Genomic DNA, 19,483 nt, shown 5'->3' on the forward strand with positions numbered 1-19,483 from the left:
TTATAACTTAATTATCAATGAATATTTTTGAAGCTATCGTTCTTGGTGTTATTCAAGGATTAACAGAGTTTTTACCTGTATCTAGTAGCGGACACTTAGAATTAGTTAAAGCAATTCTTGGAGATACAAGTGTTGCGGAAGAAAGTATGATGATGACAGTAATGCTTCACTTTGCAACTGCATTATCAACTTGTGTAATATTCAGAAAAGAAATTATTGATATTCTGAAAGGATTATTTCAGTTTAAATGGAATGAAGAAACAGAGTTTTCAGTAAAGATTATTTTATCTATGATCCCTGCAGCTTTAGTAGGTGTATTTTTAGATGATCAATTAGAAAAATTGTTTGGTGGTGCTATTTTATTTGTCGGTTGTATGTTGATCGTCACTTCAGTATTGTTAGTACTTGCTGATAAAGCAAAGAACACTGAAAAGAGTGTTGGTTATAAAGAGGCGATCATTATAGGTATCTCTCAAGCAATTGCCATTTTACCAGGTATTTCAAGATCTGGTGCTACAATATCTACCTCTGTCTTATTAGGAATTGACCGTGAAAAGTCTGCTCGCTTTTCATTTTTAATGGTCGTGCCACTTATCTTTGGTAAAATAGCGAAAGATTTATTGGATGGAGCATTTTCTACACATTTTGAAGTAGTCCCAATGACAGTAGGTTTCTTTGCTGCTTTCATTACAGGTATGTTTGCTTGTACATGGATGATTTCATTGGTCAAAAAATCTAAATTAATGTACTTCTCTATTTGGTGCGCAGTAGTTGGTAGTGGTGCAATTATTTATTCTTTAATTAATTAGAATTAAAAAATCAGTATGCAAGATTTTGATTTTGTAGCAGGAGAAACTGTATTAGTTGATAAGCCATTAGAATGGACTTCTTTTGGTGTAGTGAAAAAGTTACGCTGGGAAATGAAGGTGAAGAAAGTAGGGCATGCAGGTACTTTGGACCCTTTAGCTACTGGACTTTTGATATTGTGTACAGGAAAGAAAACCAAAACCATAGATCAAATTCAAGGTAAAATCAAAGAATATGAAGGTGAAATGGTAATTGGTGCAACAACAGCTTCTGTTGATTTAGAAACTGAAGTTGAAAATCAGGTTGATTATAGTCACATCACTGAAGAGGATATTCAAAATTTACTTCCTCAATTTACTGGTAGAATTCAACAAGTACCTCCAATGCATTCTGCTATTAAAGTGGATGGTGTTCGTGTTTATAAACATGCACGAAAAGGGAAAGAAGTAAAGATTGACCCGAGGGAAATTGAGATTAAAGAATTAGAAATTACCAATATTGATTTTCCAAAGGTGCAATTTAGAATGGTATGTTCTAAAGGAACTTATGTACGTAGTTTTGTAAGAGACTTTGGCGAAGCATTGGGAGTAGGAGCATATATGTCGGCTCTTCGAAGAACAAAAATCGGAGAGTATGATGTAAAAGATGCTAAAACGGTTGATGAATGGATCGAAGTCATTAGAGAATGGCGAAATCAACAAGAGTCTCAAGATTAATAAAAAATATAGAAGTACGTTTAGTTTAATTGATTACTAAACGTACTCTTTTTGAATAGCTGAAAAATCAGTCATAATCGAATGAAAGTACATTACGGTATTGAAAATTTCACTCCCTTAAAGAGGGCAACAGTAACTAGTGGTACATTTGATGGTGTTCATTATGGTCATCAGCAAATTTTGACACACTTACGTGAAACTGCAAAGAAAGATAATTCTGAAACAGTAATCATTACGTTTTGGCCTCATCCTAGATTTACAATTCAGCCAGAAATAGCAAACAAAACTCTTAAATTACTCACTAATCTTGAAGAAAAAATAGATAGATTAGAGAAAGAAAATATCGATCATCTCATTGTCATTAAATTTGATAAATCCTTTGCTCAGATGAGTTCAATGGATTTTGTTCAAAAAATTTTAATTGATAAAATAAATACTACAAAATTGGTGATTGGATATGATCATCGATTTGGTAAAAATAGAGAAGGAGGATTTGAATATCTTAAAGCACATCAAGAACAGTTTGGGTTTGAAGTAGAGGAGATAACAAAGCAAGAAATAGAAAATGCTGCCGTTAGCTCAACAGCTATTCGTAAAGCATTACTGGAAGATGGCGATGTTGCCACAGCAAATAAATACTTACGTTACAATTATACGCTTTCAGGAAAAGTTGTAAGTGGTAATAAAATTGGACGTAAAATTGGCTTTCCTACAGCTAATATTCAACTTAATGAACAATTCAAGTTATTACCTAAAACGGGTGTGTATGGCGTTAAAGCAGAAGTGGAAGGTGAATGGTATGGAGGAATGATGAATATTGGTAAGCGTCCAACTGTAACAGAAGGTATTCAACAAACGATAGAAGTAAATATCTTTGATTTTTCAGCCGATATTTATGGAAAAGACATAAAGATAGAGTTCATTAACCATATTCGAGAAGAAATGAAATTTGATGGAGTTGAGTCTTTAATTGAACAACTTCATGAGGATAAAATATCAGCATTGAAAGGTTTAGAGAATAATTAATTTTCTAGCTTTAACCAATTTACCATCTCATTAATAACAACTGGAGAAAGTGTTTCTTCTAATTGTCCATATTCAGTTGGTAAGCCCGTTGAGCAAGTTTGAAAGAGGTGATTAACACCCTCTATTTCCACAATTTTAGCATTAGGATTATGACTTAAAGCATTTTCCATCGCTATTTTATTTTGAACAGGAGCCACTTGAAGGTCTTTTTCACCAAATAATGCCAAAACAGGGCAATTTACATTTTTGAGATAAACAGCAGGATCTAATTTAATAAATTCTGTTATCCACTTAGAGGATAAACTAGCGGCTAGAGCATGAATCTGCTTATCACTAATTTGATGGTTGTATTGATGCTTAAAATATTCACTTAGCTTATCGTATAGTGGCTGTTCATTTCTCAAAATAATCTGATAGGCCTCAGAGAAAATCTTTTGGTTTTTATCAACGACAGATTGTGGAATACTACTTTTTTCTTCAATAATTTTCTTTTGATAAAGCATAACTTCGTTCCCTCTAACTGCAGGTCCACCCATCAATATAATTCTATTGATATTATCATTTTTATCCCCAACAATACTTGCTACAATTGCACCTTCACTGTGCCCTAATAGGCCAATTTTATTAGTATCAATATCTTCTCTTGTTGAAAGGTATTCTACAGCAGATTGAACATCTTCAGCAAAATCATAGGTTGTAGCCTCTTTAAAGTAGCCTGTGGATTTTCCTGTTCCTCTATCATCAAATCTTAGGACAGCAATGCCATTTCTTGAGAATTGATCAGCGATTAATAAAAAAGGCTTATGTCCTAAAATTTCTTGATTACGATCTTGTGGTCCTGAACCTGATATTAATACAATCACTGGATATTTTTTCCCTTCGGTTGGCCTAGTGAATGTGCCACTAAGTGTTATTCCGTCTTTTTTGTTCTCAAAAGTAATATTTTGAGTGATATAAGGGTAAGGAGGTTTAGGCTCTTGTGGTTTTACTTTTTCAATACCTATGTCCAAAGTTTTTACAAGATTCAATGGTAATTTTAAACCATTTTGTTCGAAAGTACCTTCAATATGATCATCATCTAACACATTGCCTACATATTTGATCCCAAGATTAGGGAGATTGATTGTTAAGAATGGTTTATTAAGTTGTATTTCATGAATTGGAATCCCTTTTGCCCCTTGTTCAATGACATCCATTTTACCAGTAAACCTTTCATTTTCATAATTGATATGAAAAACTAAAGTAAGTGTCCCTGTTGGAATTTTTAATTCACCTTTCCATGGTCCAACAATATTTTGTGAATAACTATTGAAGCTCGATATCATTAGAAAAAGTAATGGGATAAATAAGTTTTTATACTTTAAATTCATGAAATTATATAGATCAGTATTGGAATTAGATAAAATGATAGAAAAGAAATAGTATTATTTCATTTATAAATTTAATTTTTTTATTAAAAAGTATTTTCTACATTTGTAAATATATGTAAACCTTTTGATTGTTTTCACTATTATGGTTCATCAAATAAAAAAACTTCTAACAGCCAATAGTAATTTTGGGCTAGGGGTTTTGGTAGGATTATTACTAGGTTATTTTTTAGCCTTTGTTGTTGTTAGTATCTATTTAACTTAGAATAATTTAAGTTGCTCTACGCTATCCTTATCATCCTCTTCATCATTGCTAAAATTACTGATACTAATTCCTAACAATCTAATATTAAAATTTTGTGGTTCTAGATCATCAAGCAAACTCAACGCTTCTTCGATTAATTTTGGTAGTGTTGTTATAGTTTTTGAAAAAGTTTTACTTTTTGTGTGTATTTCAAAATTATGAAGCTTTACTTTTACAGTAAGTGTTTTTCCAAATTTTTTAGATGTTTGAATTCTTTTCCAAAGAATATCCGCTACTTTCAATAGTTGTTTTTTCATAATCGAAACATCAGCAACATCTTTAGAAAATGTTCTTTCGGCTCCAATTGATTTCCTTTCTCTTGTTGGTTTTACTTTTCGATTATCTATTCCTCTAACAATATGAAAATAGAATTTTCCACCCTTTCCAAAAGTGTCATTTAGATGTTCAATAGGCCACTTTTTAAGATCTTCACCTTTATAAATACCAAGCTTTTTCATCTTTCCAGCTGTTACACTCCCAATGCCGTAGAATCGTTCAATAGGTAATTTTTCAAGGAAAGCAATAGCTTCATCAGGTAAAATTACTGCTAAACCATTAGGTTTATTGATATCAGAGGCCGTTTTTGCTAAAAATTTATTGTAAGAAACACCTGCACTTGCCGTTAGGTTTAAAGTAGAATTGATTTTGGCCCTAATTTCTTCAGCAATGTGAATGGCTGATTTGATGTTTTTTTTGTTTTCAGTAACATCAAGATAAGCTTCATCGAGGGATAAAGGTTCAACTAAATCGGTGTATTCGAAGAAGATTTTTTTGATTTGCATAGAAACTTCTCGATATACATGGAAACGTGATTTAGTAAAAATAATCTGGGGGCATTTTCTATATGCTAATGCTGATGGCATGGCAGATTTAACACCAAACTTTCTTGCTTCATAACTTGCTGCAGCGACAACTCCTCTTTCTCTGGAGCCACCAACAGCAACTGGTTTTCCTCTGAGATGAGGGAAATCTCGTTGCTCAATAGAAGCAAAAAACGCGTCCATGTCTATATGTATTATTTTTCTATGCATGCAAGAAATTAATATCTCAAAATCAATCGAAAAATTTTATATCATAACTTTTAGAAACAAATTCAATTGTTTCAACATCGTTCATTTTATTTACATAAACAGACATGACAAAGAAAATGTCAGCCATAGTGTTTAGTAAATCTGTGACTTGTTTTTCAACTTTAATATCTTCAAACTTATTGATTTTATAGGCCCATCTCGTTGAATTTTTACTTTTTGAACGACATAAATTGAGGATGCCTGATAATTCTGTTCCTAATGGTAGACTAAACATTTTTGTTTCTTCTTTAACCATTGCATGGTATTTATCGTGAATAGCAATTGCTCTCTTTACATCTTCGTCAGAGACTGCTAATTTACCTCTGATAGAACCATTTACATGGTATGCCATTTCACATAACCATGTAAGCTCATTTTTCATTTGAGGAAATTGTCCTGCTTTAGAAAATGCATACCCAATATGACTGGCTAAAGAATCTGTTTCAATTTCATAATCACACTTAAAACTAGTTTCCTTTAAGTAAGGGTAACACATTCTTACTTTATTACTCATAATCTTTAACTCATTTTTTTATCAAAAATACTTTAGTTTTCATTCAAATAAAAAGAATGAAACTCAATAGATAGTAGTAAATATGATGATGTTTGTCGGTGAAAATTAAATGTTTCAGTGATTATGCATAAATAATCTTTAAGTTTGGGAATGTTTAGTGAAATTAAAATAAATAGCTGATTTCTTGAGAGCTTTGTGGGTTTAAGTGATTTACTTTGTAAAGTATTAAACTAATAACAAATGAGAAATTTAACACTAATTATTTTTGCCCTAATTTCTTTAGCTTCTTGTTCTAACGATGTGACTCCATTAGAAGGAAACTTTGACAAGGTATTGTTTAATGAAACAAAGGATACTTTATTCATCTATCATTCAGACCTTATTTTTGAAGCTTATATTCCTCATTCTAACCAATATGTAAGAGGAATGTGGAGTTACGGAGATACACCTTCTACAGAAACATCAATTTATTTGTCAGCTTCAGGAACAAAAAGAGATGCTTGTGATGGCATTACTCTATCGGTTCAAATACCTTTTGAAAAAGATATAAATGCTTTAGAACAAGCACCTGATAGTGAATTTATGTTTTGTGATTCACAAGAATAGAAAACAGGAAAATATATAGTAAATCCCATTATTGTTTTACATCAATAATGGGATTTTTTTGTTATCGAATTAGCGCAAATTTACCCACATTCTTTTCTATTCCATCTAAGTCTGTGGCAAAAATGAAATAGACACCAGTTACAGGTTTAGCGCCATTATCTAACCTTAAATTCCAAGAAGTAGAACCACCAAATGATTTTCCTTCCCAAACTAAGTTGCCTGCTGTGTCCGTTACTTTTACACTAGCATCATCCACTAAACCAGTAATAGTCAGTGCACCATTGTAATTTGGTCGAACAGGGCTAGGGAAGACTTTTATTTTTTCAATGGTGGCATTAGGAGCAGTGGCATCCGAGCGATATGAAATAATACCACTATTCGTACCAATAAATACTTCTCCCGTTTTAGGTTGAATACCAATTGTCTTGATTTCATCGGAAAGAAGAGGTGAATTTTCTTGGGTAAAGTATTCGTACAAGAAACCACCATCTTTACTGAATAACCAAAGGCCATTTCCTGTGCCAATCCACTTTCTATTGCCTCCATCAATACCATAAGCAAGTACGCGTTCGCCTCTTAAAAGAGGAAAACCATCATATCTAGGCAAAGCCACAGAGAATTCATTTACTTCAGAAGGAGAAAACCCAAAATACTCTGCACTTCCATCTTCAGTTCCTATCCACATACTACCAACATTATCTAAGGCAATAGTATACACTGTATTTGAAGGTAATCCTCCACTAATATTTTCAGTGCTTAAGAATTTTACAATTCCATTTTTGTAGGTCATCAATCGATTATTATCAAGAACAAACCATACGTCATCTTGTGTAGAATTTTGTGTAACAATTGCTGGAGAACTAATTGAACTTGATCTATCATGTTGCCAATTTCCCTCATTATCTCTTCTATGCACATAGAATTGTGAGCTTGTCCAAATATTTCCGTAAAAATCTATGGATAAACTTTTAAGATTGGCTTCTGTTCTGCCTTCGATTAAAAAAGGACTTTTGATAATCTCAAAGGAATTGTCATTCAAATGAAAAGCCAACAAACCATCTCCGTCACTTGCAAAATATATTGTATTTTCTATTTCGTGGTATGCTGCCCCATATAGAGGTGCGATAACGGGAATTTCAATACTTGAAGTTCTATTTTCAGAAGTATAATTAATCCATTGCCCATCTTCAAAAATAGAAAAACTACCAACTGTCACTTGAGCTTCTTCTGGATCAGGAATCATCACAATTTTGTTTCCAGCATTAATGATCTGTCTAGCAATTGGAAATAATGGACCTGAGGGAGCATAACCTTCAATTTCTTCACTATCAGCAGAAACTCTGATAAGACCATTAATATTATCTGCTATCCAAGCAATACCATCATCATCTTTTAATTGACGAGGAGCAGGAACATTTTCATCTCTCCAGACTTCGACTTGATCATTTTCATCAACAATATAGATTTCATCTTGAGCAACTAATGTTATATCATTTTGCCAAAAATCAAGATTATAAACTTGTTTACCTGAAAAACGGTATACAGTTGAAATTAAACCTTCATCGTATTTTCTGAGCAAGAAATTATTTTCATCAGTATAATATAAAGCTGTACCATCATGTAATATACTTCTTGTAGAACCTAAAGATGCAGGAATTAGTAATTCCCAATTATTGTAATCTTGCTTATTCACATCATCAGCATTAGAAATTCCTTTTATCCCTTCATTTGAAGCTATAAAAATAGAATCATCACTAAAAGTAATGTCGTAAACAGCATTTTCAGATCCATTTTCTCCTATGAAGTCATATGTTTCTTCTATTGTGTAATCTTCTGTGTTAATTTTTGCTACACCAAAACTTGCACAAACATATAAAAATTGGTCTTCTACTCTTAGGTCATAAAATGCTTTATCAGGATAAGATGTATTTAAAAGAGTACGCATATTTACAATCTCATCATCAGTGATAAAGTCCAAGTTACCATTAGCATACAAGACAATAAGTTGATCTGAATAAGAAGTACCAAGGGAGATAATATTGACATCACTTAGACCATCATCTTGAGTGATTGTAGTAATAATACCAGAGTTTTTTTCGTAAGAGAAAAGTGCATTGCTTGACGCACTGTATACATCGTTAGTTGTAATGGTAACAGAATGTGCATTACTATAATTTAGATGTGAACGCCAAGAATTTACAGGTATATTTTGCCCAAAAGAAAATTGAATAGGGGTATAATAAAAAACGAGGACTAAGTTGATGATTATAAAAAATACTCTCATGAAGAATTTGATGTTTAGATATAGCAAGATAACACACTATAAGTTCTTATTATTAAAAAAGTGAATAAAAAAGGTGAAAAAAGTCTTCTGCAAACGGTTGAAGTTTAAATCTATTTTTAAATAATAATTAATCAGAGTATGTTTGTGCTTGACTACCTGTTTATTGCATCATCTATAATCGATAAATAGTTGGTTAATTTAACTAAATAGATTCTGTAAGTATGAAAATTGTAAACACGAGTATTTTTGCCCTTATTATCATGTTAATTGGAGTAGGTTGTACGACTGAAAAAAAAGAGACAACCTTAATCAAGGAAGCAAAAATACCAAACTTAACTGAAGCAAAAGATATTAATCTTGCTACCGTCGAACCTGCGTTTTGGTGGGCGGGTATGAAAAATGAAACAGTTCTACTAGTTATCCATGGAGATAACATTGCTACTTCTACCGTTAAAGTGGAAGGAGAAGGTCTTGGTATTGCATCTATCAATACACAAGACAATCCAAATTACATATTTCTAGATTTAAACATTGCTAAAGCTAAACCAGGAAAATATCCCATTAAGTTTAAAAATGGGTCAAAGGAATTAGTATATGATTTTGAGTTAAAAGCAAGAAATACAAGTACTAAAGCACAAGGTCTTTCTTCTAAAGATGTGATGTATTTGATTATGCCGGACCGTTTTGCCAACGGAAATCCAGCCAATGATACACAAAATCAAATGGCTCAAAAAGCCAACAGAAGTGATAAAGATGGTAGACATGGTGGTGATATTGCTGGTGTGACGTCAAAACTAGATTATATCAATGATCTTGGTGCAACAACAGTATGGCTTACTCCATTTTTAGAAAATGATCAACCTGATTGGTCTTACCATGGATATGCGATCACTAATTTTTATAAAGCTGATGCTCGTCACGGAACAAATGCTGAGTATAAAAATATGGTTGATGAAGCACATAAAAAAGACATGAAAGTCGTAATGGACCTTGTCTTCAACCATATTGGTAATGGTCATGCTTGGATGAAAGATTTACCTTCGAAAGATTGGATTCATGAATGGAAAGAATTTACGAAAACAAACTATAAAGGTGAGGCTTTATCAGATCCCCATGGTTCTGATTATGATAAGAAAATCATGTCAGATGGATGGTTTGATCGCCATATGCCTGATTTAAATCAAGGTAATCCTTATTTAGCTAGATACTTGATGCAAGTATCTGTTTGGTGGATTGAATATGCAGGTATTGATGGTATCAGAATGGATACTTACACTTACAACAAAAAAGAAATGATGTCAGATTGGGTATCGTATGTATTGAGTGAATATCCAGATTTTTATATTGTAGGTGAAACTTGGTTACCGGGAGCAACTTGGGAATCGTATTGGAAAGCAGGAGGCCAAAATAGAGATGGCTTCGTTTCTACTTTAAAATCCATTTCAGATTTCCCTGTGTGGGATGCTATCAATAGAACTTGGAGAAATAATTGGAGTATTACAGAAGTTTATAAGACATTGACAGAAGATTTCTTGTATGATAATGCAAACCAAAATAAAATCTTCCTTGACAACCATGATGTAGATAGAGCTTATGGTGTGTTCAATAAGAACTTACCTAATATGAAATTAGCAACTACATTCTTATTGACAACAAGAGGAATTCCTCAAATATTCTATGGTACAGAGATATTAATGTCTAAAGGTGGACATCATGGAGATCTTCGTCAGGATTTTCCTGGTGGATGGGAAGGTGATAAAAGAGATGCTTTCACAGCGGAAGGTCGTACTAAAGAAGAAAATGATTACTTCAATTATATGCGTACGATTTTACAATGGAGAAGATCTTCTACTGCAATTGCTTCGGGTAATTTAAAGCATTGGGTACCTTTCAATGAAGTTTATGCGTATGCAAGATATACTGATAAAGAAACTGTTTTTGTTGTGATCAATAACAATAATGATGCACAGACTTTTAAAACAGAGCGTTTTGCAGAAGTATTAAAAGGTGCTAACCAAGGAAAAGATATCCTATCAGGTGACTCGATTACGATTGGTGAAGAAATGACTATTCCTGGTAAATCTTCAATGATTATTGAATTGAAATAGGTCATTAAGTATTATATATTCAAGAAAAGGGTAGGTGAAAGTCTAACCCTTTTTTTGTGTTCAAATTTTAATTTTTATCAATAAAATGACTATCTCTTTAAGAAATAATGTATATTATGAATTACCTAAATGCAGCATTATGAGTAAAAGAAGTCAACTAAACAGCAATTGGAAAGATATTTTAAAACAAAAATTATCAGAACCTAAACCTGGAAGAGATGCACATGATAGAATGTCATCTTTAAAACGTCAAGAGGAAACACCATTAGTTATTCCTGAAAATGCTAGAAAAGCAGCCGTATTAATTCTTTTAAAAGAAGAAGAAAACTCATTGGTTTTTCCATTGATCCAAAGACCCTCTTATGATGGTGTACATAGTGGTCAAATGGCTTTTCCTGGTGGGAAATATGATGATACAGATGAAGATTTGATAGAAACTGCTTTACGTGAGTGTTATGAAGAAATAGGTGTTTGTGTGGAAAGAGATAAAGTATTAGGAACCTTATCAGATATCTATATTCCACCTTCTAATATGCATGTGATTCCTGTAGTTGCTAATTATAGTGACGTTTTTAAGTATAATATAGATTATTATGAAGTAGACAAAGTGGTAGAAACATCTATTTGTCATCTTAGAAATGAAGATAATCATAAGGAACATGTAATTAGACTCGATAATGGAGTAAAATTCAAAACGCCAGCTTTTGATGTTTATGGACATACTGTATGGGGTGCTACCGCTATGATGTTAAGCGAGTTATTAATGATTCTAGATAAAATTTAAGTTGACCTAATTTACCATCTTATTGAGCTGAAATTCCAATTTATAGTAGACTTTTTACCCGTACTTTGTTTTATCAAAAAAACATAAACGCTATTACTATTATGAGCAATATATCAAAACAAAGTACTGTATTTATTACTGGAGCAAATGGAGGCATGGGATTAGAAACTACGAAGATCCTTTTTGAGATGGGGATAAAAAACATTCTTATGGCTTGTAGAACTTTAGCTAAGGCTAAAGAGGCGAAAGATAAGGTGTTACTAACTTCAAAAAGTAATAACGGAGTTGACAGTTTAGAAATTTTTGGTGGATTCGATATGAATGACCCAAAAGCAATTGAAGAGGGTGTTAATAAAATACCATCTAATACTAAAATTGATGTTGTTTTTCTTCAGTCCGGAGGTGTAATATTTGGGAAGGAATTTGAATACATTAATTATAATGGGAAAAAGATTGAAAAAACTATTTTCCAGAATGTTATTGGAGGTTACATTGTGCTACAAAACCTTAAGAAAAATAATTTATTAGCTGAAAATTATAAAGTAATCTATGCTGGAGGAGAAGGGGCGAGAGGTATTCCAGGAATGATGGAAAAGCCATCTTTTAAATCTCCTGAAGAATTAAGAAAATATATTCAAGGTGATAGTAAAGGAAAGAAATACCATGATATGAACGCAATGGGTATTTCCAAATTAATGAGTGCGTTATTGGTTGCTAAATTATCTCAAGACGATGCTGAAAGAGGTGAATACATTTGGTTTACTCCAGGTTTAACATATGGGACAAATGGTTTAGCTTCTAAACCTGCACTAGAGAGATGGTTTCTAGAAAATATTGGCTTTACAATGATGAAATGGCTAGGTATGGCACAATCTCCAATTCAAGCAGCTGAAAAGTATGTGAAAGCCATTAAAGGAAATATAGGAAGTAATGGAGATATTTTAGGTTCACCTGAAGGGAAAACTTTAGGAACTACTGTTAACCAAAAACCAATGAATAAAGCTTTTACTGATCAGGCTTTAATCGATGAATTTTATGCTATTGTAAATGAAGTTTATTCAGTGGAAAAAGTTGCATAAGTATACTGAACAATAGATATAAAAGGGTTATCATTTATGTATTAGATGATAACCCTTTTACTTGTTAATTGTTGTAAGCCACAACAATTAGTTCTCTGACTACAGAATTAATGTTGTCATCATCTTCAAAATGCGTCCAAGCACATTTATTGCCCATTTGTATGTAAGCAAGTGAATCTCCAGACATTTTAAAGATTTGTACATCTACACCACCAAAGTTCATTTCACCTTCCTTAGGCAATCCTTCAAACTCTGTGATCGTTTCCGTACTAGGATTAACTGCAATCACAATTTCTTGGTCATTGTATTGACTGTTTACTCTTTTATAGATTTCTGGTTTGTTGTTGTTTGCCCAAAGTGGAATCGATAAAAAGGTAAAGACGATTAGGGTAAATAATCCTCTCATTATAAATTGTATAGATAAAATTAAGTTTCCCCAATTTTACGCAATAAGAGTTTTAAATACACTAGTATTAATTTTTATTCACTACATGAAAGTTATAAATAGGTAACAATGTACCTTTTATGGTAAATAATCACTTTTTTTGTCAATTAAATGTAAAGTAAATTAAACTTTTAAGTCTTTCTTATTAAAGATCTCCATTCTAATATCACATCTTTCATAGGGTGTGTCTTTAGGAACAGGAATTTCAGTAAACCCTAATTTTTCATAAAGATGAAGAGCAGGCTTTAATTTTCGATTAGAATCCAAAAATACCCTATTTAGGCCTTTGGACCATGAAAAATCTAATGCATGTTGAAGAAGCTTTTCACCAATTTTTAGTCCTTGATACTTTTCAGTAACCCCCATTTTCGATAATTCATAGCCTTCATCATTTCTATCTATTAAAGCTACAGTTCCCACAACTTCATCTTCTCGTAAAGCAAAGAATATATATCCATTTTTATCTAAAATGTATTCCTTTGGATTATTGAGTACTTTTTTGTCATACTCTTCTACATAGAAATATTTTTCAAGCCATTCAAAGTTTAGTTGACCAAAATGGGAAGCATATTGATCTTCAAAATCTATAATTTTAATTGTCATTTTTCACTTTATTATTACCACTTTATTTTTTCTTTATTCAAAAAAGCTGCAATGCCTTTTTTACAATCTTCATTACTTCTTGCTTTAGCATTCGCTTCTACTGCAACATTTAAAGCGTCTTCGATTGGTAATTGCCAAGTTGAATTAATTAATTTTTTAGTATCTGTTTTAGCTTGCAATGAAGTTTCATGAATTATTTTAAAGGTGAATTCTAAAACTTCTTGATCTAAGTTCGAAGCGGAAGTGATACCATTAATTAATCCATATTCTAATGCTTTTTGTGCTTTAAGAATCTGTCCTGAAAGAAGTAATTGCTTAGCTCTACCTTCTCCAATTTTTCGGACTAAAAATATACTGACTATGGCAGGGATAAAACCAATTTTTACTTCTGAATAGCTAAATTTAGTATCATATTCAGCAAATGCATAATCACAAACTGTAGCCAAGCCACAGCCTCCGGCAATAGCCGCTCCATGTACACTAGCTATAATGATTTTTGGGAAGTTATAGATCTTTAAAAATAGGTCTTTCAAATGATTAGAATCTTCTAAATTCTCTTCGTAAGTGAAATTTTGAAGGTCTTGAATATAAGCTAAGTCTGCACCTGCACAAAATGCTTTTCCTTCTCCTTTTAAAACGACAGCCTTTACCTCATTATCATTTTCGATTTGATCTAATATTTGCTTTAGTTCAGAAACTAATTGATGGTTTAATGCATTTCGTTTGTCAGGTCGGTTTAAGGAAACAAAACCAATTTGATGTTCCTTTTTGTAGTTGATTAATTCTAATGACATAGTATGTGTTTTTTGGCTAATGGTGATTTTGAACACCTTATTTACTTTAAATATAGATTAATTTGTCAATACATTAAAGTAACCATATCAAACATATATAAAATAATTAACGGATCGCTATGAAAACAGACATTGAAATAGCAAGAGAAACGGTATTACGTCGTATCTATGAAATAGGGAAAAATATAGGTATTCCCGAAGATGAATTGATCCCCTATGGACATCATATGGCGAAAGTACCTTATGAATTATTGAGTAAAAAAAATAATAATAAAGGCAAGCTTATTCTAGTCACTGCCATTACCCCAACGAGAGCAGGAATTGGAAAAACAACGACTTCAGTAGGGTTGGCTTTAGGACTTCAAAAAATAGGAAAAAATGCAATTCCAGCATTACGAGAACCATCATTAGGTGTTTGTTTTGGAATGAAAGGTGGAGCTGCCGGTGGTGGACATGCACAAGTATTGCCAATGGAAGATATCAACTTACATTTTACAGGAGACTTTCATGCTATTACTTCTGCCAATAATATGATTTCAGCATTAGTGGATAATCATCAGCATTTTGAAAGAGCATCTGGAAAACAATTAAAGTCAATCAATTGGAGGCGTGTATTGGATGTGAATGACAGAACACTTCGACAAATTATCACTGGACTTGGAGGAATTGGTAATGGAGATGTGGCAGAGGCAGGGTTTGATATTACACCAGCATCTGAATTGATGGCAATTCTTTGTTTGGCTGAAAGTAGAGAGGATCTTCAGAAAATGATTGGAAATATCTACCTAGGATATGATCATCATAATGCCCCTGTTTATGTAAGAGATTTAGGCATTGAAGGTGCTATGACGGTATTACTGAAGGAGGCGATTCATCCTAACTTGGTGCAAACAACAGAAAATACACCAGCGTTTATTCATGGAGGACCATTTGCGAATATTGCTCATGGCTGTAATTCTGTATTGGCAACAAAAATGGCAATGAATTATGCAGATTATACTATTACTGAAGCGGGTTTTGGAGCTGATCTAGGTGCAGAAAAATTCTTTAATATAAAATGTAGAAAAGCTGGACTAAATCCAGATTTAACCGTAATAGTAGCGACATCACAAGCTTTGAAACTTCATGGAGGTGTATCTTTAGATGAAATCAAGAAACCAAATTTAGCAGGTTTAGAAAAAGGAATGCAGAACTTGGAACGTCATATTGAAAATATGAAAGGTTTCGGTCAGACTGTATTAGTTACTTTTAATCAATATGCTTTTGATACAGAAAAAGAAATGGATTTTGTACGTGCTTGGTGTAAAGAAAGAAAAGTGGAATTTGCAATCAATGATAGCTTTTCAAAAGGCGGAGAAGGAGCGGTGGATTTAGCAAATAAAGTGGTCGAATTAATAGAAAGTAATCCTTCTAAAAAATTAGAATTCACTTATGATTTGGAAGATTCTATTTATGATAAATTGGATAAAATCGCTCGAAAAATTTATCGAGCTGATGGAATAAAAATGGATGCTAAAGCTTTGAAGAAATTGAAGCGTATAGAAAAATATGGTATGACAAACTTACCTGTTTGTATTGCTAAAACTCAAAGTTCATTTACAGATAATCCTAAAATATTGGGAGCACCTGATGGAGGTTTTCATATTCACTTCGAAGATCTATTAATCAATAATGGAGCTGGATTTATTGTAGCTAGAGCGGGTAGTATTATGAGGATGCCAGGATTACCAAAAGAACCACAAGCCAATAAAATCAAATTTAAAAATGGTTTAATTGAAGGTTTAAGTTAAAGAAAAAGCGATATCAGATGAAAAGTGCTGATATCGCTTTTTTCTATTGTAACCACTCCAATTTTTGAAGTAGCTCATCTTTTTTACTCCTACTTATTGAAAGAGGGGTGTCATCAATATAAATCAGATTATCCTGTAAATCTAGAGACGTGATTCGGTTGATATTAATGCTGTATTTTCGATGAATTCTAAAGAATAAATCTTCAGGCATTCTGTCTTGAACATCATTCATGCTCATTCGAAGGACATATTTTTTTCCATCATTTGTGTGAATAGTACTGTAACGATCTTCTACTTCAAGATAATTAATATCAGAGATCTCAATCTTAGTCAAAGTATTTCTATTTTTTACAAAAAGACTATTTCCTAATGCAATTTTCTCTTCTTTGTAAGTGTTTGAAGCATTTAATGCCAATTCTATATTCCTTTCTAAGCTTTTTTCGTTAAAAGGCTTTTCTAAGTAGGCATGAGGACCTACTTTCTTTGCTCTATTGTAAGTTTCATCATCTTGAAATGAAGTAATGAATATACAGGGGATTTTTGTATCCAGAGATGTCATTAATTCAATGCCATCCATTGTTCCATTGATATTTACGTCCACCAATAATAAATCAGGTTTAAACTTTTGAATCTCAACTTTAGCAGTATCACTATTATCAGAAATACCCGCTAAATCATATTCTAATTTATCGACCAACATTTCTAGTTGGCTAGCATACAACTCCTCATCTTCTATGATATATATACTCAGCTTACGCATAGGCTAATTTATTAACTGAAGGAATTAAAAACATAAAACTAGATCCTTTTCCTTCTTTACTTTCTACAAAAATAGAACCCTTATTCAATTCAACTAATTCTTTACAAAGTAATAAACCTAGACCCGTTCCTTTTTCACCAACGGTACCCTTTTTACTCTTCATGTTTAACTTAAATAAATTAGGGATGGCTTGGGCTGAAATTCCTGTTCCTGTATCATTGATTGTAATCATACACTTTTCATTGGCTAACGAGACATCTACAGTTACTTTACCATCTTTTGGCGTATATTTAATTGCATTGGAAATAATATTTCTAACGATTGTATGAATCGCTTTTTCATCTGCATGTACCAATGTTTCTTCTTCTATAGTATTTAAAAGTTCAATTTGCTTTAAGTCCGCATGAGGTTGTAATAGACTGATTACGTCTTCAATGATTTCTTTAACATCAATAGTATCAGGATTGTAAGGGATCATACCATTTTGTATTAAAGCCCAATTCAATAAGTTATCTAATAACCCTGTTAACTTTTTCGTTGTTTTATCAATGTTTAGTGAAAGTGTTTCCAACTTATCAAACTTCCCTTTTTTGAGATAATACCCCATCTGATCACCAACACTTTGTAAACCTAATAGAGGACTTCTCAGGTCATGAGCAATGATACCGAAGAATTTATCTTTTGTTGAATTGAGTTGCTGTAATTCAATATTTTGAGAATTAAGTAGCTCTTTTGCTTTTCGAAGTTTTAAATACATGAATACGAATACCAGAACCATTGAAATCAATATAATTCCAATGAAAAGATAGAGTCTGTTTAATTCTGATAATTGATTTGCATTTTCTTCAGCAAGAACTTTAGCTTTTTGATAATTCAATACATCTTGTCTTACTGTTTCCTCTTTTAATAACGCCTGTGCATTATCTCCATAGATATCTTCAATGTATTGGATATAATTTTCAATATTTAGATAAGCTTCTTTATAGTCACCTTTCAACTGATACAGTTCACTCAGTAGTTTGTAAGTATCTCTACTGATATCTATATTTTTTTGTTTGCCTTGATAGTCTAAAGCTACTTTAGCATGATAAATAGCAGAATCATATTCTCCTTTATCTTGAAATACCTTTGCTAAATAAAAATTACCATTTACTTTCGTTTTTATGTTATTACTTCTTGATAGCTCTACAAACTCATTCTTAGCTCTAGCGTAATTTTTTTCCTCAAGTGCAATTAATCCCGATAGTCGAGTTAAACCTGTTTCTAACACTTGTTTATCAAGGTTATCATTAATTTTTTGAGCAATTTTAAAGAGTTTTTTTGCCTCTTCTATCTCATCAGTTCTGATTTTAATCTCTATTAATTGAGTGTATGTTTTGACTAATTCTACTTTATGGTTTACTTCTTTATAATATGCTAAATTTTTTAAGGCTAATTTTTCAGCATTCTCAAAATCTTTCATTTTAAGATAAATGACAGCCATTAAGCCATTATTTAAAGCATTATCTCTTTTTAGATCAAAGGCTTCAAAAGTTTTTCTACTTTTTTGTAAAACTTCTAAAGCTTGAGCATAATTTCCTAGACTTGAATAAACAACTCCTTGCTTTCCATACATCGAAGCTAAATCGATCTCTAATCCAGATTTTGCCATAGCTTGAACAGCTTTTTCTATATTTTCAAGAGCTAAAATGGTATTGCCTTCCTTTAAATTCAAATCACATAAAGAGTAATAAGTGTAGGCTAAAAGTTGATAAGGAGTCCCAATTTGTGAACTAACTCTACCAATTTTAGGATCTATTGGTAATTCTTTAGTTAATCCCTTGAATATATTTATGGATTTATCATAATAATAATGACTTAACTCCAAGCTGTCCATTTGTTCATAAAAGTAACCTAGGTTTTTGTAGATAACTCCTTTATTTTTTAAAGAAACCGTCTCATCAAGTTCATTTAATAAATCAACGAGGATGTTTTTACCTTTTAATAGTTCTCCCTTTTCATAAACATAATTTTCTGCTAATTGATAAGTAGCATAGACATACGCATCTTTATTATTGACTTCTTTGGCAATTTTAGCAGCTTCGATACAAGAAGCAATAGCTTTATCAGCATCATTCAATATTAAATAAGCTTCCAAGTTCTCAATAACTAAAGCGTAACTCTTAGCATCTTGAATATTATATTTATCAGCTAAAAAATAGAGTTTCTCAATTTGTTCTCTTCCTTCTTTTCCTTTTCCATTCCCCATATAAAGTCTACCTAATCCAATAGCATGATCGATCTGATCCCAAGGATTATCTGGGTTTGGTGTATATTTTTCAAGACTATCTATTGTAATTTGAGCTGATGTTGAAAGTATTCCAAAAAATAAAAAAAAGAATAGGTTAGTAAGTATCTTTTTCATAGAATAAAAGCTTGGTCAATTA

General features: G+C 32.1%; 17 protein-coding genes. 8 read left to right on the forward strand and 9 right to left on the reverse strand.

Annotated elements, in window-relative coordinates:
• Nucleotides 1–17 precede the first annotated feature (17 nt).
• From ACXAHM_RS10105 to ACXAHM_RS10115, 3 genes are all read left to right on the forward strand, one after another.
• Complete coding sequence (locus tag ACXAHM_RS10105) at nt 18–809, forward strand: undecaprenyl-diphosphate phosphatase (RefSeq protein ID WP_474960317.1); 792 nt, start codon at nt 18–20, stop codon at nt 807–809.
• A 15-nt stretch (nt 810–824) separates the two neighbouring features.
• Nucleotides 825–1,523, forward strand: a complete 699-nt coding sequence (truB, locus tag ACXAHM_RS10110; RefSeq protein ID WP_474960318.1) for a tRNA pseudouridine(55) synthase TruB — start codon at nt 825–827, stop codon at nt 1,521–1,523.
• An 81-nt stretch (nt 1,524–1,604) separates the two neighbouring features.
• Nucleotides 1,605–2,549: a bifunctional riboflavin kinase/FAD synthetase gene (locus tag ACXAHM_RS10115; RefSeq protein ID WP_474960319.1), complete on the forward strand. Its 945-nt coding sequence runs from the start codon at nt 1,605–1,607 to the stop codon at nt 2,547–2,549.
• On the opposite strand, the gene ACXAHM_RS10120 is transcribed toward ACXAHM_RS10115, so the two are convergent.
• From ACXAHM_RS10120 to ACXAHM_RS10130, 3 genes are all read right to left on the reverse strand, one after another.
• Nucleotides 2,546–3,919 (reverse strand): alpha/beta hydrolase family protein, encoded by a 1,374-nt coding sequence (locus ACXAHM_RS10120; protein WP_474960320.1) that lies wholly within the window; start codon nt 3,917–3,919, stop codon nt 2,546–2,548. The two genes, ACXAHM_RS10115 and ACXAHM_RS10120, sit on opposite strands and share 4 nt — an antisense overlap.
• 258 nt (nt 3,920–4,177) lie before the next feature.
• On the reverse strand, nt 4,178–5,251 hold the full coding sequence (gene dinB, locus ACXAHM_RS10125; protein WP_474960321.1) for a DNA polymerase IV: 1,074 nt from the start codon (nt 5,249–5,251) through the stop codon (nt 4,178–4,180).
• Between the two features lie 22 nt (nt 5,252–5,273).
• Entirely contained in the window at nt 5,274–5,804 is a 531-nt protein-coding gene (locus tag ACXAHM_RS10130) for a hypothetical protein (protein ID WP_474960322.1), read from the reverse strand.
• 240 nt (nt 5,805–6,044) lie between these two features.
• On the opposite strand from ACXAHM_RS10130, the gene ACXAHM_RS10135 reads away from it, so the two are divergent.
• On the forward strand, nt 6,045–6,410 hold the full coding sequence (locus ACXAHM_RS10135; protein WP_474960323.1) for a hypothetical protein: 366 nt from the start codon (nt 6,045–6,047) through the stop codon (nt 6,408–6,410).
• Between the two features lie 61 nt (nt 6,411–6,471).
• Here ACXAHM_RS10135 and porZ read toward each other — a convergent pair whose 3' ends face one another.
• Complete coding sequence (porZ, locus tag ACXAHM_RS10140) at nt 6,472–8,694, reverse strand: type IX secretion system anionic LPS delivery protein PorZ (protein ID WP_474960324.1); 2,223 nt, start codon at nt 8,692–8,694, stop codon at nt 6,472–6,474.
• Nucleotides 8,695–8,915: 221 nt separating this feature from the next.
• Between porZ and ACXAHM_RS10145 the strand changes: the two genes are divergently transcribed.
• The 3 genes from ACXAHM_RS10145 (at nt 8,916) to ACXAHM_RS10155 (ending at nt 12,665) form a co-directional block, all read left to right on the forward strand.
• Nucleotides 8,916–10,802 carry a glycoside hydrolase family 13 protein gene (locus tag ACXAHM_RS10145; RefSeq protein WP_474960325.1) on the forward strand — a complete coding sequence of 629 codons (1,887 nt, stop codon included), beginning with the start codon at nt 8,916–8,918 and terminating at the stop codon, nt 10,800–10,802.
• Nucleotides 10,803–10,941: 139 nt separating this feature from the next.
• Nucleotides 10,942–11,586, forward strand: a complete 645-nt coding sequence (locus ACXAHM_RS10150; protein ID WP_474960326.1) for an NUDIX hydrolase — start codon at nt 10,942–10,944, stop codon at nt 11,584–11,586.
• Nucleotides 11,587–11,687: 101 nt separating this feature from the next.
• Nucleotides 11,688–12,665: an SDR family NAD(P)-dependent oxidoreductase gene (locus ACXAHM_RS10155; RefSeq protein WP_474960327.1), complete on the forward strand. Its 978-nt coding sequence runs from the start codon at nt 11,688–11,690 to the stop codon at nt 12,663–12,665.
• A 64-nt stretch (nt 12,666–12,729) separates the two neighbouring features.
• Here the strand turns inward: ACXAHM_RS10155 and ACXAHM_RS10160 are convergent, their stop codons facing one another.
• The 3 genes from ACXAHM_RS10160 to ACXAHM_RS10170 all read right to left on the reverse strand — a co-directional run bounded on the left by ACXAHM_RS10160 (nt 12,730) and on the right by ACXAHM_RS10170 (nt 14,507).
• On the reverse strand, nt 12,730–13,071 hold the full coding sequence (locus ACXAHM_RS10160) for a hypothetical protein (protein WP_474960328.1): 342 nt from the start codon (nt 13,069–13,071) through the stop codon (nt 12,730–12,732).
• Between the two features lie 162 nt (nt 13,072–13,233).
• On the reverse strand, nt 13,234–13,713 hold the full coding sequence (locus ACXAHM_RS10165; protein ID WP_474960329.1) for a GNAT family N-acetyltransferase: 480 nt from the start codon (nt 13,711–13,713) through the stop codon (nt 13,234–13,236).
• Nucleotides 13,714–13,727: 14 nt separating this feature from the next.
• Nucleotides 13,728–14,507, reverse strand: coding sequence for an enoyl-CoA hydratase/isomerase family protein (locus ACXAHM_RS10170; protein ID WP_474960330.1), 780 nt, complete (start codon nt 14,505–14,507; stop codon nt 13,728–13,730).
• 119 nt (nt 14,508–14,626) lie between these two features.
• Here ACXAHM_RS10170 and ACXAHM_RS10175 point away from each other — a divergent pair, with 119 nt between their 5' ends.
• Nucleotides 14,627–16,297: a formate--tetrahydrofolate ligase gene (locus ACXAHM_RS10175; protein WP_474960331.1), complete on the forward strand. Its 1,671-nt coding sequence runs from the start codon at nt 14,627–14,629 to the stop codon at nt 16,295–16,297.
• A 43-nt stretch (nt 16,298–16,340) separates the two neighbouring features.
• Here ACXAHM_RS10175 and ACXAHM_RS10180 read toward each other — a convergent pair whose 3' ends face one another.
• Nucleotides 16,341–17,057: a LytR/AlgR family response regulator transcription factor gene (locus tag ACXAHM_RS10180; protein WP_474960332.1), complete on the reverse strand. Its 717-nt coding sequence runs from the start codon at nt 17,055–17,057 to the stop codon at nt 16,341–16,343.
• Nucleotides 17,050–19,461, reverse strand: a complete 2,412-nt coding sequence (locus ACXAHM_RS10185; RefSeq protein ID WP_474960333.1) for an ATP-binding protein — start codon at nt 19,459–19,461, stop codon at nt 17,050–17,052. The genes ACXAHM_RS10180 and ACXAHM_RS10185 overlap by 8 nt, the downstream gene beginning before the upstream one ends.
• Nucleotides 19,462–19,483 lie beyond the last annotated feature (22 nt).

This window comes from Flammeovirga sp. AWQ4_249 (assembly GCF_056161045.1).